At 64.8% G+C, this 324-nt stretch carries 1 pseudogene; it reads left to right on the plus strand.

Annotated features, from left to right (window positions below):
• Positions 1 to 306: pseudogene (locus CCL05_RS47050) on the plus strand (ABC transporter substrate-binding protein); the annotation flags it as partial.
• Positions 307 to 324 lie beyond the last annotated feature (18 nt).

The raw sequence follows: 324 nt of genomic DNA on the forward strand, positions 1-324 counted from the left end.
AACGACGACGTGGACGCGGGGGTGGCACTGCTGCGGGCGTACATCCGCACGCTGAACACGCACTTCGTGGTTGATTACAAGAAGAACGAGACCTTCGTCACATACCTGGCGAAGCTTCTGAAGACGGACGAGACGATCCTGCGCTCGACACCGTCGCTCCGCATGGACTGGGAAATCCGATCCGGCACGACCGACCGCCTCCAGTCCGCCTACCGCGCCCAGGGTGTCACGGAAGGTGACCCGCTCCCCGAGTCGCGGACGGTCACCCGCTCCTTCTACGAGGAGGCGGTGGGCCACCCCGGGTAAACACACCGAGGGCCGGAA

The organism is Streptomyces africanus, from assembly GCF_002150735.1.
GTDB lineage: Bacteria > Actinomycetota > Actinomycetes > Streptomycetales > Streptomycetaceae > Streptomyces > Streptomyces africanus.